Source organism: Pseudomonas sp. 300 (genome assembly GCF_055803035.1).
This window is the reverse complement of the sequence record NZ_JAVLRV010000001.1, coordinates 645189-668414: the sequence shown is the minus strand read 5'-3', so window position 1 is coordinate 668414 and position 23226 is coordinate 645189. Positions and strand designations below refer to the sequence as shown.

The following is a 23226-nucleotide window of genomic DNA, read 5'->3' as shown; positions in this document are numbered from 1 at the left end:
TTATGCCTGCTTTGCCGCGCGGCATCATAAGACCGCGTGTCGCAAATGCTCCGACCTTGAATCCGTCAGACGGCCCCCTCACAGCCGCTCTGAATAAAACTCGAATATGGCGTCCGCGATTCGGTCGAGACGGTCGCTCAACCGCGGGCGGATTTCTTCGAAGCGGGCTCTGTTCAGGGTGAAAGGAGCGGCTCGATGCGTGAGCGTCACGTTGCCTTCCTTCCAGTCCCAAAACAGAAAATCTTCCCGCTGTGCCAGCGCTCGAAGCGAATAATCATTCAGGTCCAGTGACAACTTCCCTTGCTTGTCGTATTCAGCGGGCGCAATGGAAAACTCCCGGCCGCGCCGACTTTCGGTGGCCAATGACCAAAGCGCCGACGAATTAGCCAATAGGGATTCAAACATGTCTTTTGTAACTATCGCCATCTGGCTATTAACAGCGGCAATGCTGTTCAAATAAACCTGACTGACTTTGCCTGCGAAGTTACTGTAACTGTTCTCGACAACCCGGCGCTCGTCAATTTCCCAGCCCAGATCCCATAACACCACGGCAAACAGGGAAAACCAGCCTTGAGGATCTGTTTCGCGATTGCGTTCCTGACTCGCATACCACTGCGCATAGCGCACGCTGGAGTTGACGTCGCGCCGGTCCTGGCGCGACACGCCCCTGGCCGTGCTGACCAGGTTGCCACCCAATAGCGACCCGGCGGCGCCTTGCCGATCCGGCGAGGCATAACGCCGAGAGAACGTTGTTTGCCGTGGCGCGAAGTCCCGGTCAAAAGCAGCACAATAAGCCGTCAACTCCAGGTTCGCTGCGTTATCAATAACCATAGTCAATTCCTTTTTAAGCATTATAAGAGTCGCCAAAGAAGATTCAGGCTATATAACTTCCCTGTCGCCAACCACAGACTAAGCAAACCAACTTAAAACATTCTATTACTCGCATTCACTGCCGACGCGTATCATGTGCCGCTTTATGCAGATCAATAGAGATTACACATGGCACGCTGGCTGACCGTGACAGGCATTGGTGAGGATGGCTTCAAAGGTCTGGGCAGGAATGCCCGGCATGCGTTGCTGGCTGCGTCGAAGATCTTCGGCAGTCAGCGGCAACTGGACCTGCTGCCGCCGTGCATTCGCGGCGAACGCCAACTGTGGCCGAGTCCATTCTCCGTCGACCCGGTGTTGGCCTTGCGGGGTGAGCCGGTGTGCGTGCTGGCCAGCGGTGATCCGATGTTCTTCGGTGTCGGCGCCACCCTCGCCCGACAACTGCCCAGCGATGAAATGCTGATTCTGCCGGCGCCCTCTTCCTGCTCGCTGGCCGCTGCGCGAATGGGCTGGCCGTTGCAGGAGGTGGTCACGCTGTCGGTGGTCGCGCGCCCGGTCACGGCGCTTAACGCACAGTTGTTCAGCGGTGTTCGCTTGCTGGTGCTCAGCAACGATGGGCAGAGTCCCTCCGCAATAGCGGCGCTGTTGCGCGAGCGTGGATTCGGCGCGAGCCGCCTGAGCGTGCTGGAACATGTGGGCGGCGAGGCCGAGCGACGCATCGACGCTGTCGCCAACGACTGGGTCGACCCGGCGATCGCCGACCTCAATCTGATCGCCATCGAGTGCATCGCTGAACCCGATACGCCACGCCTTTCGCGACTGGCCGGTCTGCCGGATTCAGCCTTCAGGCACGACGGTCAATTGACCAAGCGTGATGTGCGCGCAATCACTCTTGCGCGCCTGGCCCCGGTTCCCGGTGAACTGTTATGGGACGTCGGCGCCGGCAGCGGCTCGATCGGCATCGAGTGGATGCGCGCCCATCCAAGTTGTCGGGCGCTGGCGATCGAGGCCGATGAAGGTCGGCAACTGTTGATCGAGCACAACCGCGACGCGCTCGGCGTACCCGGCCTGCAACTGGTTCGCGGCGGTGCACCGCAAGCGCTCGCCGGACTGGAACGCCCGGACGCGATTTTCATCGGTGGAGGCGTCACCCGCGAAGGCGTACTGGACACCTGCTGGGCCCGGCTCAAACCCGGTGGCCGACTGATTGCCAACGCGGTCACGCTGCAAAGTGAAATGACCCTGATGGCCTGGCGCGAGCAACACGGCGGCGAGCTAACGCGTATTCATATTGCCCAGGCGCAACCGCTGGGCGACTTTGATACCTGGCGCCAGGCCTTGCCGATTACCCTGCTGGACGTGGTCAAACCTTTCGATGCGTGACGAAACCGCCGAACAACCCGCACCGCTGCGCAGCGGCCTGACCACCGGCAGTTGCGCCACCGCCACCAGCCTGGCAGCCGCTCGCTTGCTGCTCGGCGGCGAGCGCGCGGACGCGGTGGACATCGTCCTGCCCAAAGGCAAGAAGGTGCAGATGCGTCTGGAGTTCTGTCGACTCCTGGATGACGGCGCCGAAGCCGGCACGATCAAGGATGCCGGCGACGATCCGGACGTGACCCACGGCGCACTGCTGTTTTCCCAAGTGCGATTGAACGCCGAACCGGGCATTCGTTTCAGTGCCGGTCGGGGGGTGGGAACGGTCACCCGACCAGGGTTGGTGTTGGGTGTCGGCGAACCGGCGATCAACCCGGTCCCGCGCAAAATGATCACCGACCATTTGACCCTGCTCGCAGAGGAATACGGCTATCACGGTGGCTTCGAGGTCACGGTGAACGTCGAGGGCGGTGAGGCGCTGGCCTTGAAAACCATGAACCCGCGGCTGGGCATTCTCGGTGGATTGTCGATCCTGGGCACCAGCGGTATCGTCCGGCCGTTTTCCTGCGCGGCTTACATTGCCTCGATCCATCAGGGCATCGACGTGGCGAAAACCAACGGTTACCTGCACATCGCCGCATGCACCGGCAACGCCAGCGAAGACACCATGCGCCGCGTCTACGACTTGCCTGAAATCGCCCTGATCGAAATGGGCGATTTCGTCGGCGCCGTGCTCAAGCACGTGCGCAAAGTGCCTGTGGATAAACTCAGCATTTGTGGCGGTTTCGGCAAGATCAGCAAACTGGCGGCCGGGCACATGGATCTGCACAGTCGGCATTCGAGCATCGACCTGCCGCAACTGGCCGAATGGGCGGCGGCGGTCGGCGCGGATCAAGCGTTGCAGCAAGCGATCCGCGACGCCAACACCAGTCAGCAAGCGTTGGCGATGGCCAGCGCGGCCGGCATTGCGCTTGGCGATGCGGTGTGCGGACACGCGCTGGCGTTTGCGCGCAGCGTGGTGCCGGCGCAGGTACAGGTTGAAGTGTTTGCCATCGATCGCCAGGGCGGGATCGTCGGCCATGCGGGAGTTTTTCAATGAAACGCATCTTGCTGCTCGGTGGCGTGACGGAAGCACTGGCGATCGCCCGTACGCTTGGACCGGAGCACATCTATAGCCTGGCCGGCGTCGGTCGAGTGCCGACTGATCTGAATTGCCAGGTGCGCGTCGGCGGCTATGGCGGTGCTGAGGGGCTGGCGCAGTTCATCCGCGACGAAGGGATTGACCTGCTGCTGGACGCGACGCATCCGTACGCGGCACAAATCAGCCAGAACGCCGCGACTGCCGCGCGACGGGCCGGCATTCCCTGCTGGGCACTCAGGCGTCCGGCCTGGCAACCGCAAGCCGGAGATGACTGGCGCGAAGTCAGCGACTGGGCCGAGTTGATCGAAGCCCTCAAACCGTTCCGCCGACCGCTGTTCACCCTCGGCCGAGAACCCTTGCAACACCTGCATGAAATCCCGCCGGAGCAATTCTGGACGTTGCGCGCACTGGATGTTTATCCCGGCAACGAGCGCTGCGAAGTGATCGGCGCCCGCGGGCCGTTTCTGATCGACGATGAACGTGAGCTGTTTGAACGGCGGCAGATTGATGTGCTGATCAGCAAGAACAGCGGCAGCACCGCCACCGAGCCGAAACTGGACGTGGCGCGGGAACGGGGGATGCCGGTGCTGGTGTTGAAGCGGCCGATGTTGGCGAGGGTGGATCGGGAGTTCGGGTCGGTGAGTGAAGTCCTGGCCGCACTGACGGACGCCTAAGTATTTGTGGCGAGCCACAACGCCTCCCGGCATTTTGAATCGGAGCCGCTACACTCATTTGAAATACGCTGCGACACCAAACCGCAGGCCACGTTTTTACTTATCGGCACTGATCAGGCTAAATAGCCGCGCTTGATCTCCCACCCAACCGGATCTGTCCCATGTCCCGACAACGGCTCGCAATTGCCTGGATAGCCTGCTTCGCAGTGCTGTTCAACATGCTCGCCATGCCGATGACCGGAGCGATGGCGCAGACGGCGAAATCGCCGGCCGAACAGGTGTTGTGGGGCAGTTTCTGTTCGTCCACCGGCACGAAGATGGTGGCGATTTCTCTGGGGACGCTTGAACAGAAAACCCCGCAGAACGACGATCATTCCAGCATGCAGCATTGCTGGTGCTGCTCCGGATCTGCGCCACTGATGGCGTTGCCCGGGCATGTGCCGCAGTTGTATTTCGCGCGTTTCGAGTCCCATCGAAACCTGCCCGCCGCCACTCCCGACACCCCCACTCCGCGCCAGCAATGGCCGAATCTCAACCCCCGCGCATCCCCTCTGGTGTGATTCCTTCTCGCAATTGACCTGCGTTTTGAATCGTTCTGGAGAACTGCCATGTTGAACAAACTCATCGTTCTGGCTGCGCTGCTGCTGCCTGCCTGCTTTGCCAATGCCCATGAATACAAGGCTGGAGAATTGGAAATCGCGCACCCGTGGTCGCAGGAATTGCCACCGAATGCGCCGACCGTTGCTGCCTACTTTGTGATTCAAAACCACGGTAAGACCGCAGACAAACTGCTCAGCGTCGACTCGCCGATCGCAGGCGTCGCCCAGTTGCACGAACACGTGATGCAGAACGATCTGATGAAAATGCAGCAGGTGCCGACCGTTGAAATCCCGGCTGGCGGCGGCGTCACGTTTGCCCCGATGGCGTATCACGTGATGCTGCTGGAACTGAAAGACCGCAGCCTGCTGAGCGACGGCAAGCGGTTCCCGCTGACGATGCATTTCGAGAAATCCGGTGATGTGACCGTCGAGGTCACGGTGCAGAAAAAAGCGCCGGACGGCGCGCAAGTGCACGCGCACACCCCGTAATCGCCAAAACTGAATACGCCCATGCGCCCGCTTAGCGCCAGGTCATCCGCTCCCCGTCGTCAGCCCTTGAGCCTGACCCGCGGCAGCTGGATCAGCCTGTTCGCCATGTTGATGATCTTCATCGGCCCGCTGATTTCTCAGTCGATGCCGATGGATCAGCGCGCCTCTTCAATGTCCATGAACATGTCGATGGACATGAGCATGGACATGTCAGCGATGGCGCACGGCGAGCACGACGCAGCGCCCGCCGCCGAGCACTGCCCGCCCAAAACCTCCCATCACGCCATCTGGGAAAAATGCGGCTATTGCAGCCTGCTGTTCAACTGCCCGGCGTTGACGGGCGGCCAGTCTTTCGTTGCCTTCGACGCACCCAAAACCAGCACCTTCAGCACGCCCTCCACCCGCCTGGGCCACGCCCGACAAACTTTCTTCCCCGGCGCCCGCACTCGCGCACCGCCCATCGTCGCGTAAACACCCCCCCAATCTCACACGGTTAGAAGACAGCCAAGCAACCTGTGGGAGCGGGCTTGCTCGCGAAAGCGCTGGGTCATTCAACATTGATGTTGGCTGACCCACCCCCATCGCGAGCAGGCTCGCTTCCACAGGGATTACGCAGGCTGCCGGCCGTGTCGTTTACGACTGTTCGATGGAAATTGTCATGTCCAGGTTTTCTGCTGACACACGCTTGAGCGCCGCCCAAGCTTCTTTTGCCCTGAACGAAACGCGCGTTCGTTTCAGGCACGCGACCGCCGTACTTTGCGGCGTCCTGCTGACACCGATGGTGCTGGCCGATGATCACGCCGGCCACAACGAAGAACTGAGCCCGACGGTAATCACCGCCATCGCGCCGAGTTCGCCGCTGACCATCGTCACCAACCCAAAGGACCCGCGCCAACCGGTGCCGGCCAGCGACGGTGGTGACTACTTGAAGACCATCCCCGGCTTCGCCCTGGTACGCAACGGCGGCACCAACGGTGATCCGGTGCTGCGCGGCATGTTCGGCTCGCGGCTGAACATCCTCACCAACGGTGGCCAGATGCTCGGCGCCTGCCCCGGCCGGATGGACGCGCCAACCTCCTACATCTCGCCGGAAACCTACGACAAACTCACCGTCATCAAAGGCCCGCAAACCGTGCTGTGGGGGCCGGGCGCTTCGGCCGGGACCATCCTGTTCGACCGTGAACCGGAAAGCTTCGGCGAACTCGGTACCCGAGTGAATGCCAGCATATTGGCCGGTTCCAACGGCCGCTTCGACAAAGTGGTGGACGCTGCAGCCGGCGGCCCGTTGGGTTACGTTCGAGTGATCGGCAACACCGCGCATTCCGACGACTACCGCGACGGTAACAACGACACCGTGGCATCACGCTATGACAAGTGGAACGGCGACGTAGCCGTCGGCTGGACCCCGGACGCCGATACCCTGCTGGAGCTGACCGCCGGCAAGGGCGATGGCGAAGCCCGTTACGCCGGACGCGGCATGGACGGCTCGCAATTCAAGCGCGAAAGCCTCGGCCTGCGCTTCGAGAAGTCCAACATTGGCGACGTACTGGACAAGGTCGAAGCACAGATCTACTACAACTACGCCGACCACGTGATGGACAACTACACCCTGCGCACGCCGTCCGGCACCGGGATGATGGCCGGCCCGATGGCCTCCAGTGTCGATCGCCGAACCCTCGGCGCACGGATCAAAGCCACCTGGCGCTGGGCCGATGTGCAATTGATCAGCGGCATCGACGCGCAGACCAACGAACACCGCAAGCGCAGCGCCATGGGCATCGACACCTACAAGGATCTGCCGCGCGACAAGGACGCTGATTTCCACAACTACGGCGTGTTCAGCGAACTGACCTGGTACGCCGCCGACCGTGATCGCTTGATCACCGGCGCGCGACTGGACCGCGCTTCGGCCAAGGATTTTCGCCAGACCACTGGCTCGGGGATGATGACCCGGCGCAACCCGACCGCCGACGACACCCGCGCCGACACCTTGCCCAGCGGCTTCGTCCGCTACGAACACGACCTCGCCGACAGCCCGACCACGCTGTACGCCGGTCTCGGTCACACCCAGCGTTTCCCGGATTACTGGGAGCTGTTTTCGCCTAACTCCGGCCCCGCCGGCTCGGTGAACGCCTTCGATTCGATCAAGCCCGAAAAAACCACCCAGCTCGACTTCGGCCTGCAATACAAGACCGAAGACCTCGAAGCCTGGGCCTCGGGTTACGTCGGACAGGTGCGTGATTACATCCTGTTCAACTACACGCCGGGAATGATGGGCACGACCTCGCAAGCCGAGAACATCGACGCGCGGATCATGGGCGGTGAACTCGGGGCGGCTTACAAGCTGACGTCGAACTGGAAGGCCGACGCAACCCTGGCCTACGCCTGGGGCAAGAACAGCAGCGACGGCAAGGCATTGCCGCAAATGCCGCCGCTGGACGCGCGATTTGGCCTGACCTACAGCGAAGACAACTGGAGCGCCGGTGCCTTGTGGCGGGTGGTCGCCGCGCAAAACCGCATTGATCAGAACAAGGGCAACGTGGTCGGCAAGGACTTCGACAAGTCCTCGGGATTCGGTGTGTTCTCGCTCAACGGTGCCTATCGGATCAACCAGAACTGGAAGGTCAGCAGCGGCGTCGACAACCTGTTCGGCAAGGCTTACGCCGAGCATTTGAACCTGGCCGGCAACGCCGGTTTTGGTTACCCGGCCAATGACCCGCAGGCCATCAAAGAACCGGGGCGCACGCTCTGGACCAAGGTGGACATGAGTTTCTAAGAGCATTGCGGGCAAGCCCGCTCCCACATGGAAAGTGTTGAACCTGTGGGAGCGAGCCTGCTCGCGAATGACTGCGCAGCAGTCACCAGACAACAACAAAAGAACCAAGCCAAGCGGAGCGCAACCGATGAAACAGCCCAAACCGAATTTCTACAACCTGGCCTGGCGCTGGCATTTCTATGCCGGTCTGTTCGTCGCGCCATTCATGGTGATGCTGGCGGTGACCGGCGTCATTTACCTGTTCAAGCCGCAACTCGATCCGTTGATGTACGGCAGCCTGATGAACGTCCCGGCCGGTCATCACAGCGTCCCGGCCGACGACCTGCTCAAGCGGGTGAAAGACGCGTATCCACAAGCAACGATCAAGCAGTACCTGCCACCGATCAACGCCGAACGCAGCGCGCAGTTTGTCGTACTCAATGGCGGCAATGAGTTGAATGTTTTTGTCGATCCGTATCACGGTGACATCCTCGGCGAGCAAGATGCGAAGAAGAATCTGCAAGCCGTTGCCCGTGCGATCCACGGTGAATTGATGATCGGCACGGTCGGTGATCGACTGGTCGAACTCGCCGCTGGCTGGGGCATTGTGCTGGTGGTTTCCGGGGTGTTCCTGTGGTGGCCGCGAGGCCAGGCCGCCGGCATCTTGTGGCCGCGTTTGAGCAGTCGCGGTCGCGTGCTGTGGCGCGACCTGCATGCCGTCACCGGGTTCTGGGGCGCCGCGTTTCTGCTGGTGATGCTGCTTAGCGGCATGACCTGGACCGGGTTCTGGGGCAAGCAATACGCCGGGGTCTGGAACGTGTTCCCGGATGCCATGTGGAATGACATGCCCAAGTCTGACGTCGAGGCCCGCAGCCTCAACACCGCCACGCGCCAGACCGTGCCGTGGGCGATGGAAAACACGCCGATGCCGATGTCCGGCGACCACGCCGAACACATGGCCCACGGCAGCGCGCAAGCCGGTCCCGCCGCACCGACCATCAGCCTGCAAGACGTGCAGAACATCGCCGTGCAACGCAAGGTTGAACCGGGTTACAGCATTACTTTCCCGACCACGGCCACCGGCGTGTTTACCATCGCCGTGTTCGCCGACGACCCGCGCAATGACGCCACGCTGCATGTCGATCAGTACACCGGCAACGTCCTCGCCGATGTGCGTTGGGAACATTACGGCGCAGTGGCCCGCGCCACGGAAACCGGTGTGATGTTGCACGAAGGCAAGATGTTCGGTGTGTTCAACCAGATCATCGTGCTGCTGATCTGCCTGATGATTCTGCTCAGTGCCGTCAGCGGCGTGGTGATCTGGTGGAAACGTCGGCCACAAGGCAAGTTCGGTGTCCCTCCGCTGCGCCATGACCTGCCGAAATGGAAAACCGGCGTGGCAATCATGCTGGTGCTGGCAGTGGTGTTTCCGCTGGTGGGGGCTTCGTTGGTGGTGGTCTGGCTGTTGGATCGCGTGCTGTTGTCGCGATTCACCCGACAAACTGAATCGGTCTCATCTTCATCATGAAGCAGGCGAGATGCGCGTTTTAGAGGGATCTGTAGACTTCGGGCGCTTATCGCACGGTCATTTTTAGTGTTACTGTATAACGCAAATGCACCGCCCAACCCGCAGCCATGGCTGCGGGTTTTCTTTTGAAGAAGTGTCACCATCCCGATGAACAAGTACCTCTTGTCCGGCCTCTGCCTGCTCGCCCTGAACAACAGCGCCCAGGCGCAATCGTTGACGCTGCCCGCCGGCACCATCACCGCACCGGCCGTTGACGACAAAACCGTCAACCTCAACACCCCAACCACCGCCGGTTCGCGCCTGAACCTCACGGCCCTGCAAACACCCGCCAGTGTGGAAAGCCTGACCGGCGAACAGATCCGCGCGCGCGGTGACCGCAGCGTGCAGGACGCGGCGTCTCGCAGCACCGGGATCAGCCGCACTGGCACGCCGGGCGATGGCGGAACCTCGTTGACCGCACGAGGCTTTACCGGACAGAACTCGGTGATGCAGTTGTATGACGGCAACCGGATGTACACCGGCATGGGCACTGTGACCTTTCCAGTCGATACCTGGTCGGTGGAGCGTGTCGATGTGCTGCGCGGCCCGGCCTCGGTGTTGTACGGCGAAGGCGCGACGGGCGCGGTGGTCAATGTGATTCCGAAGAAGCCGTTCGAAGGCGAGATCGAAAACCACGTGCGTCTCGGTTACGGCTCCTACGACACTCAGCAACAGGCCCTGGACAGCGGCGGCTCTCTGAGCGACACCCTGAGTTACCGCTTTAACCTCAATCGCCTGCGCAGCAACGGTTGGGTCGACCGCGGCGATTCCTCCAGCGACTTCATCAGCGCCGCCCTGCGCTGGCAGGCCACGGACGATCTGGCATTCACTCTCGCCCACGATTACGGCGATCAGAAGCCGATGAACGACTTTGGCACGCCGCTGATCAATGGCCGCTTCCACGAAGGTCTGCGCGACAAGAACTACAACATCAGCAACGACAAGCAGCACTACAACGATCAATGGACGCGCCTGACCAGCGACTGGCGGATCTCCGAGAACGTCAGTTCGAGCAACGAGCTGTATTACCTCAAGGCCCAACGCCGCTGGCAGAACGCCGAGAACTACAACTTCGACCGTGGCGCACAGCAGCTCAGCCGCAGCGGCTATTTCGGCATCGGCCACCAGCAGGAACAGGTCGGCGATCGTCAGACGTTCACCTTCCAACACTCGCTGTTCGGCCTCGACAGCCAGACCGTGACCGGTGTCGATTACAACCGCATCCGCTTCCAGCTCGCCAGCAACTCGCCGTTCAATGACGTGCTGCCGGGCGGTCAGTCGGTCGACCTGCATCACCCGCAATCGAGTCGATTCGAAAGCGCCGATCCGTATCGTGACCAGTTCCAGAGCACCACCAGACAAATGTCGGCGTTCGCTGAAAACCGCACGCAGCTGAGTGAGCGCTGGTCGTTGGTGACCGGTGTGCGCCGCGATTACGTGCACGTTGATTACGACAATCAGGTCGATGGCAGCCAGAGCGACAAGACCCTGACCGGCAACAACTGGAAGGCCGGGCTGGTGTTTGCCGTGACGCCGGACACCTCGTTCTACGGCCAGTACGCCACCAGCACCGACGGTGTTGGCGGCCTCATTTCCCTGAACCCGGGCCAGCAGCAATACGACCTGGCCACCGCGAAGCAAACTGAAATCGGCGTGAAGCAGATGTTCTGGGATCAGCGTGGCGAGTGGACGCTGGCGGCTTATCGCATCGTCAAAAAGAAACTGCTGACCGACGATCCGGGCAACCCGACGCTCAAACAACAGGTCGGCCAACAATCGTCCAATGGCCTCGAAGCCAGCCTTGATCTGCAACTGCCACACGCCTGGCAACTGCAGGCCAACGCGGCCATCGTCAAAGCGAAGTACGACGATTTCGAAGAAGTGGTCGGTGGCATACCCGTGTCGCGCAACGGCAATCGCCCGGTGGACGTGCCTCGGCGCACGGCGAATCTGTGGCTGAGCAAAGCACTCGGCGACGACCTGAAGGCAGGCGCTGGCGTGCGTTATGTCGATGCGCGTTATGCCGACATGGCCAACCGGAACGAGCTACCGGGTTACACCGTGGTCGATGCCACGTTGTCATGGAAAGCGTTGCGTAATACAACGCTGGGGTTGCAACTAAACAATCTGTTTGACCGCCAGTATGCGCAAAGCCAATACAATGAGGGCCAGCAGTGGATTCTCGGGGAGCCGCGATCGTTTTTCGTCACCGCTGATTACCAGTTTTAAACCGTGTCGCCCCTATCGCCGGCAAGCTGGTCTCGCTCCCACATTTGATCGCATTCCAATGTGGGAGCGAGCCTGCTCGCGATGAGGCCATCAGCATCACCCAATATTTCAGAGTTAACGCATGACCTCGCTGAACCTCACCAACCTCGCCTGGACACCCTTGGGCCACGGCCACTGTCATCACCAGTTCAAGCTGCGTGATGCCTCGTTGCACGTGGCCTCTGGTGAGTTTGTCGGGTTGATCGGTCCCAACGGCAGCGGCAAGACCAGCCTGCTGCGCTGTGCCTACCGCTTCAGCAAACCGGAAAACGGTGAGGTCCGGCTCGACCACCACAATGTCTGGAAACAATCCTCACGCTGGTGCGCGCAACGTATCGCCGTAGTGTTGCAGGAATTCCCCGACGCCTTCGGCCTGACCGTCGACGAAGTGGTCGCCATGGGCCGCACCCCGCACAAAGGTTTGTTTGATAGCGACACCCTCGAAGACCGAAACCTCGCGACGCAAGCATTGGAATCCGTCGGCCTCAACGGTTTCGAAGACCACGCTTTCGCCACCCTCTCCGGCGGCGAAAAACAACGCGTGATCCTCGCCCGCGCCCTCGCCCAGCAACCGCAATTGCTGATCCTCGACGAGCCGACCAATCACCTCGACCCGCGCTATCAGCTGGAGCTGTTGCAGCTGGTCAAACACCTGCAGATCGGCACCCTGGCGAGCATCCATGACCTCAATCTCGCCGCCGCTTTCTGTGACCGGCTGTATGTGCTCAATCACGGCCGCATCGTCGCCAGCGGCACACCGAAACAAGTCCTCACCGCCCCGCTGCTGCGTGATGTGTTCGGCGTCGAAGCGCTGATCGATGAACACCCCATGCACGGCTACCCACGAATCACCTGGATAACCCAACCATGACTTTGCGTTCCCTGCTGTGCGTTGCTCTGATGCTGGGCAGCGCCCAGGCGTTTGCCGAAGCGACGAAGTACCCGCTGACGATCCAGAGCTGCAACCGCGAAGTGACCTTCGCGCAGGCGCCCAAACACGCGGTCAGCCACGACATCAACATGACGCAGATGATGCTCGCCCTCGGCCTCAAACCGAGCATGGCCGGCTACAGCGGTGTCAGCGGCTGGAAGTCGGTCACGCCCCGGATGCAGAGCCTCCTCGACGGCCTGCCCGAGTTGGCGGCCAAATACCCCTCAGTGGAAACCCTGCTCAACGCCAACGTCGATTTCTTCTTTGCCGGCTGGGATTACGGGATGCGCGTCGGCGGTGATCTCACCCCGCAAACGTTGCAGCCGCTGGGCATCAACGTCTACGAGCTGACCGAGTCCTGCGCCTTCGTCATGCAGCGTCCGCCGGCCAGCCTGGAAGACACCTATAACGACCTGCGTAACCTCGGCAAAATCTTCGACGTGCAGGATCGCGCCAATGCCCTGATCGCCGACATGCAGGCGCAGGTTGCCGAGGTACGCAAGGATCTGCCGGCCAACAAACCACGAGTGTTCCTCTATGACAGTGGCGAAGACCGCGCCATGACCTCGGGTCGCCTGGGCATGCCGCAAGCGCTGATCGACGCGGCGGGTGGGCGCAACATCCTGGATGACGTCGAGGCGAGCTGGACCCGGGTGAATTGGGAAAACGTGGTCGAGCGCAATCCGCAGGTGATCGTGATCGTCGATTACGGTGAAGTCACCGCCGAGCAGAAGGTGCAATTTCTGCTCGATAACAAGGCGCTGCAATCGGTTGACGCAATCAAGAACCAGCGCTTCATCGTCATTCCCTATGTGCAGGCCACGCCAGGCATCGACAACGTGCTGGCGGTTGAAACTCTGGCCAAAGGTCTCCACGGCGAATGATCAATCGTCGCTACGCTCTGTTGCTGATCGCTCTCGGCGCATTGCTGCTGGTGTCGTGCGTAGTGTCGCTGGGCTTCGGCCCGGCGCGGGTGCCGGTGGACGTGGTCTGGCAAATTTTGCTGCACAAGGTGTTCGGTTTTGGCGAGGTGAGCTGGACGGCCGGGCAGGAACACATCGTGTGGTTGATCCGCGTGCCGCGCATGTTGCTCGGCGCGCTGGTGGGCGCTGGCTTGGCGTTGATCGGCGCGGTGCTGCAAGCGGTGACGCGCAATCCACTGGCCGATCCGCATTTGCTCGGGGTGACCTCCGGCGCGACGCTTGGCGCAGTGATCGTGGTGCTGCATGTCGGTGAAATCGTCGGCCTGCTGACCTTACCCATCGCTGCCTTTATCGGCGCGTTGCTGAGCATGCTGATCGTGCTGGTGATCGCCAACCGCAACGGTCGGCTGGACAGTGACCGGCTGCTGCTGTGCGGCGTGGCGGTGTCGTTCGTGATGATGGCAATCGCCAATCTTCTGCTGTTTCTCGGCGATCACCGCGCCAGCTCTGCGGTGATGTTCTGGATGCTTGGCGGGCTCGGCCTGGCGCGCTGGGAATTGCTCGCGGTACCGGGGGCGAGCGTGTTGCTGGGGCTGGTTTTGTTGCTGGGCATGGCGCGACCGTTGAATGCGTTGATGGCCGGCGAACAGACGGCCGTCACGCTGGGGCTCAACGCCCGTAGCGTACGCCTGCGAGTGTTTTTGATTGCGTCGCTGATGACGGGGGTGCTGGTGTCGATCAGCGGGTCCATCGGGTTTGTCGGGCTGATGGTGCCGCACATTGCCCGTCGATTGGTCGGCGCCGAGCACCGGCGATTGTTGCCGGTATGCGTATTGCTCGGCAGCATTTTTCTCGTTTGGGTCGATGTTGCCGCTCGCACGCTCATCGCCCCCGAAGACCTGCCCATCGGCGTCGCCACCGCTGCCATCGGTGGCTTGTTCTTCATCGGCCTCATGCGCCGCCGCTGACACACAGATCAAAACTGTGGGAGCGGGCTTGCTCGCGAAGAGGGTGTGTCAGACAGCATAAATGGCGACTGACACGCCCTCTTCGCGAGCAAGCCCGCTCCCACCGTTGATCTGTGTTGCCCGCAAGACCTGCGCCCCAATGTGGCGCACCCCTTCGCACCAACGCGCCGGACGCGATCCTTCATGGTGCGCCACCCCAACCGCGCGACCGCTCTAATACGACATTTCCCTGCCTTTTTCCGACTGGGCACAGCCCTTGCAAAACAGCCTTCAGTAGTCCGCATCTGCCAACCAAGAAAATTCATAAGTTCATGGAGATCGCACAATGAAGCGTCGCAGTTTGATCAAGGCTTTTACACTCACGGCAAGCATTGCCGCGATGGGCTTGACCTGGACCGTCCAGGCCGCCGAGACCATCAAGGTCGGTATTCTGCATTCGTTGTCCGGCACCATGGCGATCTCCGAAACGTCCCTCAAGGACATGGCGTTGATGACCATCGACGAGATCAACGCCAAGGGCGGCGTGAACGGCAAGATGCTCGAACCGGTAGTGGTCGACCCGGCCTCGAACTGGCCGCTGTTCGCGGAAAAGGGCCGTCAGCTGCTGACCCAGGACAAGGTCGCCGTGGTGTTCGGTTGCTGGACGTCGGTGTCGCGTAAATCGGTGCTGCCAGTGTTCGAAGAGCTCAATGGCCTGCTGTTCTACCCGGTGCAATACGAAGGCGAAGAGATGTCGCCGAACGTGTTCTACACCGGTGCGGCGCCGAACCAGCAGGCGATCCCGGCGGTGGAATACCTGATGAGCGAAGAAGGCGGCAGCGCCAAGCGTTACTTCCTGCTCGGCACCGACTACGTTTACCCGCGCACCACCAACAAAATCCTGCGTTCGTTCCTGCACTCCAAAGGCGTGGCCGACAAGGACATCGAAGAGGTCTACACCCCGTTCGGCCACAGCGACTATCAAACCATCGTGGCCAACATCAAAAAATTCTCGGCCGGTGGCAAGACTGCAGTCATTTCCACCGTCAACGGCGACTCCAACGTGCCGTTCTATAAAGAGCTGGCCAACCAGGGTCTGAAAGCCACCGACGTGCCCGTCGTGGCCTTCTCCGTCGGAGAAGAAGAACTGCGCGGCATCGACACCAAACCGCTGGTGGGCAACCTCGCGGCGTGGAACTACTTTGAGTCGGTGGAGAACCCGGCGAACAAGAAATTCGTCGCCGACTGGAAGGCCTACGCGAAGAAACACAACCTGCCGGGCGCCGACAAAGCGGTGACCAACGACCCGATGGAAGCCACCTACGTCGGTATTCACATGTGGGCGCAAGCGGCGGAGAAAGCCAAGTCCACCGACGTCGACAAAGTCCGCGAAGCCCTCGCCGGCCAGACCTTTGCCGCGCCGTCCGGGTACACCCTGACCATGGACAAGACCAACCACCACCTGCACAAGCCGGTGATGATCGGCGAGATCCAGGCGGACGGTCAGTTCAACGTGGTATGGCAGACCGAAGGGCCGATCCGCGCCCAGCCGTGGAGCCCGTTCATCTCGGGTAACGACAAGAAGCCGGATTATGCGGTGAAGAGCAACTAAGCCACCTGGATGTCGGGCCGAATACATCGTTCGTGCCCGACACAAATTCTGTGGGAGCTGGCTTGCCAGCGATGGCATCGCCTCGGTACATCAGAGACTCCGAGTCGCCTGCATCGCTGGCAAGCCAGCTCCCACAATGTCCGAGCAAGGCGACTTTATATGCCCACTGCCTTTTACCGATTCATCTTTGCCATCGCGCTATTACTGCCGATGAGCACTTTCGCAGGCGACGCCGAAGACTTCGTCGCCGCCAATCCCGTGCAGCAAGCCAAGCTTCTGGAAGCCTGGGCCGCGCAGCCCGATCCGGCCCGTGTCGAGCTGATCAACGCCCTGCAACAAGGCGAGTTGACGGTCGACGGTCAACCGAAAACCTTGCGCCTGAACAATCGCCTGCGGGGTCTGATCGACACTGCACTGGCCAGTCATCAACTGCTCGCCGCCGACGCCAAAATCCGTCTGGGCGCCGCGCAGCAATTGCAGAAAAGCGCCAAGCCTGCGCAGCTGAAATTCCTCGACCAGCAACTGGCCGGCGAACAAGACGAAAGCGTTCACGCCGCGCTCAGCCTGGCGCTGGCCAACCTGCAACTGGTGGACGGCGATCCGGCCGTGCGCCTCGCTGCCGTGCGTCTGCTCGGCGAAACCGGCGATCCACTGGCCCGCACTCGTCTGGAGAGTCTGCTGGAACCGGGTGTCGAAGCCGACACCCATGTGCGCACGGCTGCCGAAACCAGCCTGGCCCAAGTCAAACGCAAACTGCTGATTGGCGAAATGCTCGGCCAGGCCTTCAGCGGCATGTCGCTGGGCTCGATCCTGCTGCTCGCGGCGCTCGGTCTGGCGATCACTTTCGGCCTGCTCGGCGTGATCAACATGGCCCACGGCGAGATGCTGATGCTCGGCGCCTACTCGACGTACGTGGTGCAACTGATGTTCCAGCGCTTCGCGCCGCAAGCCATCGAGTTCTATCCGCTGATCGCGTTGCCGGTGGCGTTTTTCGTCACGGCCGCGATCGGCATGGCGCTGGAGCGCACGGTGATTCGTCACCTCTACGGCCGCCCGCTGGAAACCCTGCTCGCGACGTGGGGCATCAGCCTGATGCTGATTCAGCTGGTGCGATTGGTGTTCGGCGCGCAGAACGTTGAAGTGGCCAACCCAGCGTGGTTGTCCGGCGGAATTCAGGTGCTGCCGAATCTGGTGCTGCCGTACAACCGCATCGTCATCATTGCCTTCGCCTTGTTTGTGGTGGTGCTGACCTGGCTGTTGCTGAACAAGACGCGCCTCGGTTTGAACGTGCGCGCCGTCACTCAGAATCGCAACATGGCGGCCTGCTGCGGCGTGCCGACCGGGCGCGTGGACATGCTCGCTTTCGGCCTCGGCTCCGGCATCGCCGGTCTCGGCGGTGTGGCGCTGAGCCAGATCGGCAACGTCGGCCCGGACCTCGGCCAGAGCTACATCATCGACTCGTTCCTGGTGGTGGTGCTCGGCGGGGTTGGTCAACTGGCCGGTAGCGTGCTCGCCGCCTTCGGCCTGGGTATCGCCAACAAGATTCTCGAACCGCAGATCGGCGCCGTACTCGGCAAGATCCTGATCCTCGCGCTGATCATTCTGTTCATCCAGAAACGTCCGCAAGGGCTCTTCGCACTGAAAGGACGGGTGATCGACTGATGAACCAGCCCCTGATGCTCACGGCCACGCAAAAGGCCGGCCCCAAAGTCACGATTGCTGTCGGCGCGGTGATCCTCGTTCTGCTGCTGGCGTTGCCGCTGCTGTCGCTGTTGTCGCCGGACAGCGCGTTTCATGTCTCGGCTTATACGCTGACATTGGTGGGCAAGATTCTTTGCTACGCCATCGTCGCCCTCGCCCTCGATCTGGTCTGGGGATACGCCGGCCTGTTGTCCCTCGGCCACGGTCTGTTCTTCGCCCTCGGCGGTTATGCGATGGGCATGTACCTGATGCGCCAGGCTTCGGGCGATGCCTTGCCGGCGTTCATGACCTTCCTGTCGTGGACCGAACTGCCCTGGTACTGGACCGGCACCAGCAGCTTCCTCTGGTCGATGTGCCTGGTGGTATTGGCGCCGGGGCTGCTGGCGCTGGTGTTCGGGTTCTTTGCCTTCCGCTCGCGGATCAAAGGCGTGTATTTCTCGATCATGACCCAGGCCCTGACCTTCGCCGGGATGCTGCTGTTCTTCCGCAACGAAACCGGGTTCGGCGGCAACAACGGCTTCACCAATTTCCGCACCATTCTTGGCTTTGGCATCACCGAGCCGGGGACGCGTGCAGTGCTGTTTTTCGCCACGGTGCTGTTGCTGGTGGCGAGCCTGTTCATCGGCTGGCGCCTGGCGCAGAGCAAGTTTGGCCGGGTGTTGACTGCCCTGCGCGATGCGGAAAACCGTTTGATGTTCTGCGGCTACGATCCACGGGGTTTCAAGCTGTTTGTCTGGGTCTTGAGTGCGGTGTTGTGCGGTCTGGCGGGTGCGCTGTACGTACCGCAAGTCGGCATCATCAACCCGAGTGAAATGTCGCCGACCAACTCCATCGAAGCCGCCGTCTGGGTGGCGCTCGGCGGTCGCGGCACGCTGATCGGCCCGCTGCTTGGCGCCGGCGTGGTCAACGGCATGAAGAGCTGGTTCACCGTGGCCTTCCCGGAATACTGGCTGTTCTTCCTCGGCGCGTTGTTCATAGTCGTGACCTTGTACCTGCCCAAAGGCGTGATCGGCCTGCTGAAGAAAAGGGGTGACCAATGAGAGTGACTGCGACGGCTGAATTCATGCTCGAGCCGGCCTTCTATCCACCGCAGCCGAACAAGGACGCCGGCAGCAGCCGCGACGCCATCGGTCTCGGCCAACGCGTCGGCCCCGGCCTGGATACTCGCCACGGCACCATCCTGACCCTGGAAGACATCAGCGTCAGCTTCGATGGCTTCAAGGCACTGAACGATTTGAACCTGTACATCGGCGTCGGCGAACTGCGCTGCATCATCGGCCCCAACGGCGCGGGAAAGACCACGCTGATGGACGTGATCACCGGCAAGACTCGCCCCAGTCACGGCAAAGCCTGGTTCGGTGAAACCCTCGATCTGACGCAGATGAGTGAAGTGCAGATTGCCCAGGCCGGCATCGGTCGCAAGTTCCAGAAGCCGACCGTGTTTGAAGCGCTGAGCGTGTTTGAAAACCTCGAACTGGCGCAGAAAACCGACAAGTCGGTGTGGGCCAGCCTGCGGGCTCGCCTGAGTGGCGAACAGAAAGATCGCATCAGCGAAGTGCTGGAAACCATTCGCCTGACCACCTCGGTCAATCGCACGGCAGGCTTGTTGTCCCACGGTCAGAAGCAGTTTCTGGAAATCGGCATGTTGTTGATGCAAGACCCGCAATTGCTGCTGCTCGACGAACCCGTGGCGGGCATGACCGATGCTGAAACCGAATTCACCGCCGAGCTGTTTAAAAGCCTGGCGGGCAAGCATTCGCTGATGGTGGTGGAACACGACATGGGGTTTGTCGGCTCGATTGCCGACCACGTCACCGTGTTGCACCAGGGCAGCGTGCTGGCCGAAGGGTCGCTGGAGCAGGTGCAGGAAAACGAGCGGGTGATCGAGGTGTACCTCGGTCGCTGAACCTGCCAACACGGTCACTGTGGGAGCTGGCCTGCCAGCGATAGCGGTGGGTCAGTCAACATCATTTTCGGATGTGCCGGCCTCATCGCTGGCAAGCCAGCTCCCACAGGGTTCGGTGTGAACCACAAGGAATTTGAACATGCTACAAGTCGACAAGCTGCACCAGTACTACGGCGGTAGCCACATCCTGCGCGGCCTGACGTTTGACGTGAAGGTCGGTGAAGTCACCTGCCTGCTCGGGCGCAACGGTGTGGGCAAAACCACGCTACTCAAATGCCTGATGGGATTGCTGCCGGCCAAAGAAGGCGCGGTGAACTGGGAAGGCAAACCGATCACCACGTTCAAACCGCACCAGCGGGTGCACGCCGGGATCGCTTACGTGCCTCAGGGCCGGGAGATTTTCGGTCGGCTGACGGTGGAGGAAAACCTGCTGATGGGCCTGTCGCGTTTTCCGGGCAGCGAAGCGAAAGAAGTCCCGGCGTTCATCTACGAGCTGTTCCCGGTGCTGCTGCAAATGAAGCAACGGCGCGGCGGTGATCTGTCCGGTGGCCAACAGCAGCAGTTGGCTATCGGCCGAGCGCTGGCCAGCCGTCCTCGGCTGCTGATCCTCGATGAGCCGACCGAAGGCATCCAGCCTTCAGTGATCAAGGAGATCGGCGCGGTGATCAAAAAACTCGCAGCACGCGGCGACATGGCGATTCTGCTGGTTGAGCAGTTCTACGATTTCGCTGCCGAACTGGCCGATCAATACCTGGTGATGTCCCGCGGTGAGATCGTGCAGCAGGGCCGCGGCGAAAATATGGAAGCCGAGGGTGTACGCGGTCTGGTAACGATCTAATCTGTAGCGTCCTAACGATAACTAGAAACCATGAACCTACCTCTTGCCACTGTCCTGTTTACCCCGAGCTGGCACGCCGAGCTGGAGTTGGGCTATGCCCGATTCGGCGACACCACGCGCCCGGTTCAGCGCCGGCACAAGGGACCGTTGCGGGTGCAAAAGCACCTGTATGCCGAAGGCCCCGAGGTGTGCCAGCACATCATCGTCCACCCGCCCGGCGGGATTGCCGGCGGTGATCGGCTCGACATCAGCGCCAGCGTCGGCCGCGATGCGTGGGCGCAAATTACCAGCCCCGGCGCGGCCAAGTGGTATCGCGCCGCAGGTCCGGCTTATCAGACACTGGAGCTGAAAGTGGCCGCAGGCGCGACCCTGGAATGGTTGCCGCAAGAGACAATTATCTTCAGCGCCGCGCAAGCTGAACTGCGCACCGCCATTGATCTGGAAGGTGATGCGCGGCTGTTCTACTGGGACGTCGTGGCACTGGGTCGCCCGGCCAGCGGCGAGCGTTTTGACCTCGGGCATTTTCAGGCGCAGCTGGATATCCGTCGCGACGGCCAGTTGCTCTGGCACGAACGCCAGCGCATTGTCGGGAATGACGGTTTGCTCGATTCGCCGATTGGCCTGGACGGGCAACCGGTATTTGCGACGTTGTTGGTGACGGGCGAGGTGGACAGTGAACTGCTGGAGAAATGCCGTTCGTTGAACAATGACGTGCGTGGAGATTTGACGCAGTTGCCGGGGCTGATCGTTGCCCGGTGCCTGGCCAGTGAGGCGCTGTTGGCGCGAGGCTGGTTGATTGATTTGTGGCGATTGCTCAGGCCGGCGCTGTTAGGCCGAGAAGCCGTCCCACCCCGAATATGGAGCACCTGAAACGCGATCCTGTGTGGGAGCGAGACCGGCTTGCCGGCGATGGCGTCGGCACACACAACATTGACGTCGCCTGATTGGCCGCTATCGCGAGCAGGCTCGCTCCCACAGGTCATGTATTCACAGATCCAATAATTTTTATCTGCCCAGATGGATTCCAAACGATGGACCTGACCCCACGCGAAAAAGACAAGCTGCTGATCTTCACCGCCGGCCTCGTCGCCGAGCGGCGTTTGGCGCGCGGCGTGAAACTCAACTACCCGGAAGCCATGGCCTACATCTCCGCAGCGCTGCTCGAAGGCGCGCGTGACGGTCAGACCGTGGCCGAGCTGATGCACTTCGGCACCACCCTGCTCAGCCGCGAACAAGTGATGGAAGGCATCCCGGAGATGATCCCGGAGATCCAGGTCGAAGCCACCTTCCCCGACGGCACCAAACTGGTCACCGTCCACCAACCCATCGCCTGAGGCCGCGCCATGACCTATCACATCCGCGATGCAGTGCACGCCGATCTGCCGGCGATCCGCGACATCTACAACGACGCCGTGCTCAACACCACGGCGATCTGGAACGAACAGGCCGTGGACCTGGGCAACCGTCAGGCCTGGTTCAGCGCCCGGCAAGCCCAGGGCTATCCGATTCTGGTGATCGTTGACGGCGATAACAGCGTACTCGGCTACGCTTCATTTGGTGACTGGCGACCGTTCGATGGTTTCCGCCACACCGTCGAGCACTCGGTCTATGTGCGCAGCGACCAGCGCGGCAATGGTCTCGGCCCGCAATTGATGGACGTACTGATCGAACGCGCCAAAGGCTGCGACAAGCATGTGATGGTCGCTGCCATCGAAAGCGGCAATGCCGCTTCCATCCGCCTGCATGAACGCGCCGGTTTCGTGACCACCGGGCAAATGCCTCAGGTGGGCACCAAGTTCGGCCGCTGGCTGGACCTGACCTTCATGCAACTGACCCTCAATCCTGGCGCCGAACCGCCACCCGCCAGCAAGGAGTAATGTCCGATGAACGCCGCCCAGCTGCGACGCGTCAATGTTGAAAGCTTTGCGCACTATCGCCAGGGTTTGATTGATCTGCTGCTTGACGCCGTGGGCTATGGCGCCAGTGTCGGCTTCATGGCCGATCTGGATGCCACTCAGGCACGCGCCTATTTCGATGGCGTTCAAGACGACCTGAACAAAGGCAACGTGCTGCTGTGGGTGGTGGTCAAGGACGAACAGGTGCAGGCCAGCGTGCAACTGACCCTGTGTCAGAAAGCCAACGGCCTGAACCGCGCTGAAGTACAGAAACTGCTGGTGCGTGAACACGCGCGCCGCCGTGGGTTGGGCCAACAGTTGATGAGCGCTTTGGAACAGGCCGCGCTCCAGCACAAGCGCGGCATGCTCTACCTCGACACCGAAGCCGGTTCCCCCGCCGAAGACTTCTACAAGGCTTTGGGCTACACCCGTGCGGGACAAATTCCCGACTACGCCTGCGACCCGAGCGGCCAGTACAAGCCGACCGCCCTCTACTACAAGATTCTCCAAGGAGCCCATTGATGATTCCCGGTGAGTACCAGATCCAGCCCGGCGACATCGAACTCAACGTCGGCCGCCGCACCGTCAGCCTGAAAGTGGCCAACAGCGGCGACCGGCCAATCCAGGTCGGCTCGCACTACCATTTTTTCGAAACCAACGACGCCCTGACCTTCGACCGCGCCGCCAGCCGCGGCATGCGCCTGAACATCCCCGCCGGCACCGCCGTACGCTTCGAACCGGGGCAGAGCCGCGAGGTCGAGCTGGTCGACCTGGCCGG

Annotated in this window: 23 protein-coding genes; 22 read left to right on the top strand and 1 reads right to left on the bottom strand. The window is 61.4% G+C overall.

Features of this window, described 5'->3' with window-relative positions:
- Positions 1–78: 78 nt before the first annotated feature.
- Positions 79–831 carry a hypothetical protein gene (locus Q7W83_RS03035; RefSeq protein WP_150639623.1) on the bottom strand — a complete coding sequence of 251 codons (753 nt, stop codon included), beginning with the start codon at positions 829–831 and terminating at the stop codon, positions 79–81.
- 168 nt (positions 832–999) lie between these two features.
- Between Q7W83_RS03035 and cbiE the strand changes: the two genes are divergently transcribed.
- The 22 genes from cbiE to Q7W83_RS02925 form a co-directional block, all read left to right on the top strand.
- Positions 1000–2211: a precorrin-6y C5,15-methyltransferase (decarboxylating) subunit CbiE gene (gene cbiE / locus Q7W83_RS03030; RefSeq protein WP_473655651.1), complete on the top strand. Its 1212-nt coding sequence runs from the start codon at positions 1000–1002 to the stop codon at positions 2209–2211.
- Positions 2204–3301 (top strand): cobalt-precorrin-5B (C(1))-methyltransferase, encoded by a 1098-nt coding sequence (locus tag Q7W83_RS03025; protein WP_150633376.1) that lies wholly within the window; start codon positions 2204–2206, stop codon positions 3299–3301. The genes cbiE and Q7W83_RS03025 overlap by 8 nt, the downstream gene beginning before the upstream one ends.
- Complete coding sequence (locus Q7W83_RS03020) at positions 3298–4017, top strand: cobalt-precorrin-6A reductase (RefSeq protein ID WP_150654554.1); 720 nt, start codon at positions 3298–3300, stop codon at positions 4015–4017. The genes Q7W83_RS03025 and Q7W83_RS03020 overlap by 4 nt, the downstream gene beginning before the upstream one ends.
- Before the next feature lie 161 nt (positions 4018–4178).
- Positions 4179–4577 (top strand): DUF2946 domain-containing protein, encoded by a 399-nt coding sequence (locus Q7W83_RS03015; protein ID WP_150633378.1) that lies wholly within the window; start codon positions 4179–4181, stop codon positions 4575–4577.
- A gap of 48 nt (positions 4578–4625) precedes the next feature.
- The gene (locus tag Q7W83_RS03010) at positions 4626–5105 is read left to right on the top strand and encodes a copper chaperone PCu(A)C (RefSeq protein ID WP_150633379.1); all 480 of its coding nucleotides are present in this window, start codon (positions 4626–4628) and stop codon (positions 5103–5105) included.
- 21 nt (positions 5106–5126) lie between these two features.
- Complete coding sequence (locus tag Q7W83_RS03005; protein WP_150633380.1) at positions 5127–5576, top strand: DUF2946 domain-containing protein; 450 nt, start codon at positions 5127–5129, stop codon at positions 5574–5576.
- 187 nt (positions 5577–5763) lie between these two features.
- Positions 5764–7881: a TonB-dependent copper receptor gene (locus Q7W83_RS03000; protein ID WP_473655650.1), complete on the top strand. Its 2118-nt coding sequence runs from the start codon at positions 5764–5766 to the stop codon at positions 7879–7881.
- A gap of 127 nt (positions 7882–8008) precedes the next feature.
- The gene (locus tag Q7W83_RS02995) at positions 8009–9388 is read left to right on the top strand and encodes a PepSY-associated TM helix domain-containing protein (protein ID WP_150633382.1); all 1380 of its coding nucleotides are present in this window, start codon (positions 8009–8011) and stop codon (positions 9386–9388) included.
- Between the two features lie 147 nt (positions 9389–9535).
- Positions 9536–11656 carry a TonB-dependent receptor gene (locus tag Q7W83_RS02990; RefSeq protein WP_473655649.1) on the top strand — a complete coding sequence of 707 codons (2121 nt, stop codon included), beginning with the start codon at positions 9536–9538 and terminating at the stop codon, positions 11654–11656.
- A 121-nt stretch (positions 11657–11777) separates the two neighbouring features.
- The gene (locus Q7W83_RS02985; RefSeq protein WP_150654551.1) at positions 11778–12566 is read left to right on the top strand and encodes an ABC transporter ATP-binding protein; all 789 of its coding nucleotides are present in this window, start codon (positions 11778–11780) and stop codon (positions 12564–12566) included.
- Positions 12563–13510, top strand: a complete 948-nt coding sequence (locus Q7W83_RS02980; RefSeq protein ID WP_150633385.1) for an ABC transporter substrate-binding protein — start codon at positions 12563–12565, stop codon at positions 13508–13510. Before Q7W83_RS02985 ends, Q7W83_RS02980 begins: the two co-directional genes overlap by 4 nt.
- Positions 13507–14517, top strand: coding sequence for a FecCD family ABC transporter permease (locus Q7W83_RS02975; RefSeq protein ID WP_150633386.1), 1011 nt, complete (start codon positions 13507–13509; stop codon positions 14515–14517). Before Q7W83_RS02980 ends, Q7W83_RS02975 begins: the two co-directional genes overlap by 4 nt.
- Positions 14518–14842: 325 nt before the next feature.
- Positions 14843–16108: an urea ABC transporter substrate-binding protein gene (urtA, locus tag Q7W83_RS02970; RefSeq protein WP_150633387.1), complete on the top strand. Its 1266-nt coding sequence runs from the start codon at positions 14843–14845 to the stop codon at positions 16106–16108.
- A gap of 159 nt (positions 16109–16267) precedes the next feature.
- Positions 16268–17770, top strand: a complete 1503-nt coding sequence (urtB, locus tag Q7W83_RS02965) for an urea ABC transporter permease subunit UrtB (protein WP_150633388.1) — start codon at positions 16268–16270, stop codon at positions 17768–17770.
- Positions 17770–18849, top strand: coding sequence for an urea ABC transporter permease subunit UrtC (gene urtC / locus Q7W83_RS02960; protein ID WP_150633389.1), 1080 nt, complete (start codon positions 17770–17772; stop codon positions 18847–18849). Before urtB ends, urtC begins: the two co-directional genes overlap by 1 nt.
- On the top strand, positions 18846–19715 hold the full coding sequence (gene urtD / locus Q7W83_RS02955) for an urea ABC transporter ATP-binding protein UrtD (RefSeq protein ID WP_150654549.1): 870 nt from the start codon (positions 18846–18848) through the stop codon (positions 19713–19715). The genes urtC and urtD overlap by 4 nt, the downstream gene beginning before the upstream one ends.
- A 139-nt stretch (positions 19716–19854) precedes the next feature.
- Positions 19855–20553, top strand: coding sequence for an urea ABC transporter ATP-binding subunit UrtE (gene urtE / locus Q7W83_RS02950; protein WP_008031204.1), 699 nt, complete (start codon positions 19855–19857; stop codon positions 20551–20553).
- Positions 20554–20583: 30 nt separating this feature from the next.
- Entirely contained in the window at positions 20584–21423 is an 840-nt protein-coding gene (locus Q7W83_RS02945; protein WP_150633391.1) for an urease accessory protein UreD, read from the top strand.
- Between the two features lie 161 nt (positions 21424–21584).
- Positions 21585–21887: an urease subunit gamma gene (gene ureA, locus Q7W83_RS02940; protein ID WP_007907366.1), complete on the top strand. Its 303-nt coding sequence runs from the start codon at positions 21585–21587 to the stop codon at positions 21885–21887.
- 9 nt (positions 21888–21896) lie between these two features.
- On the top strand, positions 21897–22430 hold the full coding sequence (locus Q7W83_RS02935; RefSeq protein ID WP_150639632.1) for a GNAT family N-acetyltransferase: 534 nt from the start codon (positions 21897–21899) through the stop codon (positions 22428–22430).
- Positions 22431–22436: 6 nt separating this feature from the next.
- Positions 22437–22970 carry a GNAT family N-acetyltransferase gene (locus Q7W83_RS02930; RefSeq protein WP_150639633.1) on the top strand — a complete coding sequence of 178 codons (534 nt, stop codon included), beginning with the start codon at positions 22437–22439 and terminating at the stop codon, positions 22968–22970.
- Positions 22970–23226 (top strand): urease subunit beta (locus tag Q7W83_RS02925; protein WP_473655648.1); only part of this gene is annotated, 257 nt, incomplete at its 3' end. The genes Q7W83_RS02930 and Q7W83_RS02925, both read left to right, overlap by 1 nt.

Coding starts and splice junctions, on each gene's coding strand:
- Q7W83_RS03035 (WP_150639623.1), bottom strand. CDS start 831: ATGGTTATTGATAACGCAGCGAACCTGGAGTTGACGGCTTATTGTGCT.
- cbiE (WP_473655651.1), top strand. CDS start 1,000: ATGGCACGCTGGCTGACCGTGACAGGCATTGGTGAGGATGGCTTCAAA.
- Q7W83_RS03025 (WP_150633376.1), top strand. CDS start 2,204: ATGCGTGACGAAACCGCCGAACAACCCGCACCGCTGCGCAGCGGCCTG.
- Q7W83_RS03020 (WP_150654554.1), top strand. CDS start 3,298: ATGAAACGCATCTTGCTGCTCGGTGGCGTGACGGAAGCACTGGCGATC.
- Q7W83_RS03015 (WP_150633378.1), top strand. CDS start 4,179: ATGTCCCGACAACGGCTCGCAATTGCCTGGATAGCCTGCTTCGCAGTG.
- Q7W83_RS03010 (WP_150633379.1), top strand. CDS start 4,626: ATGTTGAACAAACTCATCGTTCTGGCTGCGCTGCTGCTGCCTGCCTGC.
- Q7W83_RS03005 (WP_150633380.1), top strand. CDS start 5,127: ATGCGCCCGCTTAGCGCCAGGTCATCCGCTCCCCGTCGTCAGCCCTTG.
- Q7W83_RS03000 (WP_473655650.1), top strand. CDS start 5,764: ATGTCCAGGTTTTCTGCTGACACACGCTTGAGCGCCGCCCAAGCTTCT.
- Q7W83_RS02995 (WP_150633382.1), top strand. CDS start 8,009: ATGAAACAGCCCAAACCGAATTTCTACAACCTGGCCTGGCGCTGGCAT.
- Q7W83_RS02990 (WP_473655649.1), top strand. CDS start 9,536: ATGAACAAGTACCTCTTGTCCGGCCTCTGCCTGCTCGCCCTGAACAAC.
- Q7W83_RS02985 (WP_150654551.1), top strand. CDS start 11,778: ATGACCTCGCTGAACCTCACCAACCTCGCCTGGACACCCTTGGGCCAC.
- Q7W83_RS02980 (WP_150633385.1), top strand. CDS start 12,563: ATGACTTTGCGTTCCCTGCTGTGCGTTGCTCTGATGCTGGGCAGCGCC.
- Q7W83_RS02975 (WP_150633386.1), top strand. CDS start 13,507: ATGATCAATCGTCGCTACGCTCTGTTGCTGATCGCTCTCGGCGCATTG.
- urtA (WP_150633387.1), top strand. CDS start 14,843: ATGAAGCGTCGCAGTTTGATCAAGGCTTTTACACTCACGGCAAGCATT.
- urtB (WP_150633388.1), top strand. CDS start 16,268: ATGCCCACTGCCTTTTACCGATTCATCTTTGCCATCGCGCTATTACTG.
- urtC (WP_150633389.1), top strand. CDS start 17,770: ATGAACCAGCCCCTGATGCTCACGGCCACGCAAAAGGCCGGCCCCAAA.
- urtD (WP_150654549.1), top strand. CDS start 18,846: ATGAGAGTGACTGCGACGGCTGAATTCATGCTCGAGCCGGCCTTCTAT.
- urtE (WP_008031204.1), top strand. CDS start 19,855: ATGCTACAAGTCGACAAGCTGCACCAGTACTACGGCGGTAGCCACATC.
- Q7W83_RS02945 (WP_150633391.1), top strand. CDS start 20,584: ATGAACCTACCTCTTGCCACTGTCCTGTTTACCCCGAGCTGGCACGCC.
- ureA (WP_007907366.1), top strand. CDS start 21,585: ATGGACCTGACCCCACGCGAAAAAGACAAGCTGCTGATCTTCACCGCC.
- Q7W83_RS02935 (WP_150639632.1), top strand. CDS start 21,897: ATGACCTATCACATCCGCGATGCAGTGCACGCCGATCTGCCGGCGATC.
- Q7W83_RS02930 (WP_150639633.1), top strand. CDS start 22,437: ATGAACGCCGCCCAGCTGCGACGCGTCAATGTTGAAAGCTTTGCGCAC.